Origin of the sequence: Prevotella conceptionensis 9403948 (assembly GCF_000312305.1) — a bacterium.
Taxonomy (GTDB): domain Bacteria; phylum Bacteroidota; class Bacteroidia; order Bacteroidales; family Bacteroidaceae; genus Prevotella; species Prevotella conceptionensis.
In genome coordinates this window covers 35778-39223 of the sequence record NZ_HE999457.1, presented here as the reverse complement: position 1 = coordinate 39223, position 3446 = coordinate 35778, and the positions used below count along the sequence as shown (strand labels likewise).

2 protein-coding genes are annotated in these 3446 nt (G+C 49.6%); both read right to left on the bottom strand.

Annotated elements, in window-relative coordinates:
- Positions 1-500: 500 nt before the first annotated feature.
- Positions 501-2957, bottom strand: coding sequence for a S9 family peptidase (locus BN93_RS15035; RefSeq protein WP_044261068.1), 2457 nt, complete (start codon positions 2955-2957; stop codon positions 501-503).
- A 27-nt stretch (positions 2958-2984) separates the two neighbouring features.
- On the bottom strand, positions 2985-3446 hold a 462-nt coding region (locus BN93_RS15030), incomplete at its 5' end, for an efflux RND transporter periplasmic adaptor subunit (protein WP_044261066.1).

Genomic DNA, 3446 nt, shown 5'->3' with positions numbered 1-3446 from the left:
CAGTAACTTTGTCAGTGGTAATCATCGCTATATATATTTGTAAGTTATTGATTTTCAGCTATAAAGTTACAAAATAATAGTGAGATTACCAACTTTTTAGGGAACTTTCTTATCCCGAACTGGCGTATATTTAAACACTTGCAAGTACCTGTTTCATTGTGAAATAGGGCGAAAGGATGGGGTGGGGCGGTGTTCTTCTTGCGGATTTTGTTGCTTGTTTTACGAACAAGTGGCTCTCTACATAAAGACGTTTCTGGATGTCTTTGTTTTCTGTTTGAGTGCATGTTGTTGGAATGTTCTTGACTTTTAAGATTGAAGGGGGCTTGACTTTCAATTCTCCTGAGCGAAGATAAGAAAGGGAGAGTGGTAAAGATGACCTCATTTCTGCACGGATAAGGCCTAAAATCCAATGAGGGAAGTTTTAGAGCTTGCTTTAAAACAAAATCGGGTTAAGTTCAAAAACGCTGAACTTAACCCGATTTTAAGGTGTTTATTTTGTGTTATAGTTTCTTTTCAGGATAGAGTGCTTGCCACCATGAAGGGTTGTTTTGCAAGTAACGAGCGAACCATGCGAAGATGGTGTTCTGCCATTTTATGCGCTTTTGGTAGTCCATGATGGTGTGGTTCTCGCCGTTTGCCACAACAAATGCCGTGGGCCTGCCCAGTAATTTCAAGGCTGTGAACATCTGAATGCTCTCGCCGATGGGCACGTTGGTATCGGCATTGCCGTGAAGGAAGAGTAGGGGCGTGTGTATCTTGTCGGCGTTGTACAGCGGACTTTGGTCGACATAGAGGTCTTTGCGTGTCCAAGGATAGCTGTTTGCCATCGACACCTCGCTGTAACTATATCCCCAATAGCCCTCGCCCCAATAGCTGGTGTGGTCGCTTATGCCTGCATGCGATATGGCTGCGGCGAAGATGTCGGTTTGTGTTTGCAGGTATTGGGTCATAAATCCGCCGTAAGATGCACCGATGCAGCCCACGCGCTTGGGGTCTACGTATGGATGGGCTTTAAGAAACGCTTTTGTTCCTTCGATAATGTCTTCGGCTACACCTTTACCCGCGGTGTTGACATGGCGCGAAGCGTGCGTCTGTCCGAAACCGGCGGCACCGCTGGGATTAACCAAATACACCACGTAGCCTTGCGCAGCATAGAGGTGCAGGGGGTAACGGCTCTCGAAATAAACGCTCACGGGCGAACAACCACCATAGTAGTTCACGATCATGGGGTACTTTTTGTTCGGGTCGAAGTGTGGGGGAAGATAACAACGGCCCGAGATGGTGTCGCCACGAGACGAGACGAAGTTCCACGGCGTACACGTTCCTAGGTCAATGTCTTTTAGTTTCAGCTTGCTCAAATCTTCCAATAGGTTGCTCTTTCCATTGTCTAAGTTCAGTGTGTAAAGCCTGTCCGAATTGGATGCGCTTTCTCCATACCACACCGCCAGCGGCGCATTGTGGGCGAAAGAAACCCTAGTAACGTAGTCTTCGGGCATGTCGAGTCGGGTAAACTTGTTCGTCTTGGGGTTCAGGCGGAAAAGCTTTTGCTGGTCTTTATCCAATGCCGTGAAGTAGATTTGTCCGTCGCGTGGATTCCACGAGAAGTTTTCGATGCTAGGATTGAAGGTTTTCGTGAGTGGCGTTACGGCCTTGTTGCTCACGTTTAGGGCAAAGAGTTGATAGTCGTACATGTTGGGTGTGCTGCCTTCGGGTACGTTTTTGCCCACGTCGTTGAATGCCTCGGCCGTGGCTTTAACCAAGAGTACCGATGCGTCGGGCGAGAAACGCGCCTCCGAAAGGAAGCCTTCGTCGTGGGCAACGCATGTGGTTTGCATCGTCTTTACATCTAGCTTGTAGAGCGAAGAAACCGTTGTGGGGCGTTTTTCCAATCGACTATGCGACACCATATATAATATATAGCGCCCGTCTGCCGATATGTCTTCGAGCGAAACGTTGTGATAGCCGAACGTAAGCGGCCTGGTCAGTCCTGTTTTCAAGTCGACGAGCGACAAATTCCATCGTGTTCGCCAGCCTGGTTGCCTGTCTTCGGGCTGTGTTATTTCGTAGATGTCGGCATCTTCCTTTGGCCCTTCTTGCGATGTGCTCAGTATAAGATACTCGCCGTTGGGTGCGAGCGTGATGTTGCCTTCGCCAATGCCCGTGGCCAGTGTCTGTTCGCGCCCCGTTAGCGGGTCGGTAGCGATGATGTCGCGCCCTTCGCGCCCCTTGCGTATGGTGTAAAAGCGGTTCGTTCCGGGTATCCAACTCATCGATTCGTCTGTCTCGCGCATGATGGTTCCCGTTTTAAGGTCGGTCAGTCGCCACGAATAGCGCGTGTAACCGCCGTCCATCACGTCGTAATAGTTGGTGATGAGGTAACGTCCGTTGGCCGACAAGCCTATGCGGTAGTATTGCAGGCCATTTTGGATGTCGCTCAGCGTGAGCGTTCGGCGTGTGTTGGTGTTGGTTGTAAGGCTGTCGCCCACGTTGGTTAGCTTTACAGAGAGGTTGTATGTAGAGTCTTTTTGGCTCAAATACTTAATCACCACGTTGTGGGTTTGCGGTTGCAAGGCAACGTCTGACGGCGAAACCAGCTTGTTGTCTACATACACTTGGTAGTGTTTCAGCCCTTTCAACTCGATGCCAACCTTGCGATAAGCTGCGTTTTGGATGTTGAATTGCAGCAGGTGTAGGGCATATGGGGCAGAAGATGTGGGCATGTTGCCAGCGTTTACGATGCGTCCTTGCTGTGCCAAGCTAAGGTGAAGGGGCGTGTTGAGCAGCGACTCGGACGCGAACGACTTTTGTTGTGCGTCGGTGCTGTCTATCAAAACGGGCGCAGGTAGGTCAAAAGGTCCGGCATAGCGGAATGTTTTCACGTCCACATCGTTAGCCCAGGCGGTAGTGAAGGCCATTGCGCAGGCCGCGAAAAGCAATGAGGTTTTTAGCTTTCTCATATTGGTAACATTTAAACGATTGTTTTTTTAATTGTCTTTTTCAGTGTCTGTTGGGGCAACAACCTTTGGTCCGCGAACCTTATCGCCAGCTTTCAGACCACTCAATATCTGAATGTCGATGCCGTCGCTAAGTCCTGTTTTCACCTTTCTTCGTTCGTAAGTAAGCTCTTTGCCCTTGCCTTTGGGGATGTAAACGTATGTGTCTTTGCCGCTAAACTCGATGGCACTTTCGGGAACGGTGAGCGCATTGTTGGCTGCTTGCAACACAATTTCGGCGTTGGCACTGTACCCGCTGCGTATGTTTGTACCCTTACCCACGTGCACGGCGGCCTTAATCTCGAACTGATTAGCACCATTAGACTCTACCGCCTTAGGCGAAATGTACTCTAACGAGGCCGTGAAGTTGAGGTTTTGCAATGCGCCGATGGTTATTTTCATGGTCATTCCCGGCTTTACATGCCCCACTTCGGTCTCGTCGATGTTGCCTTT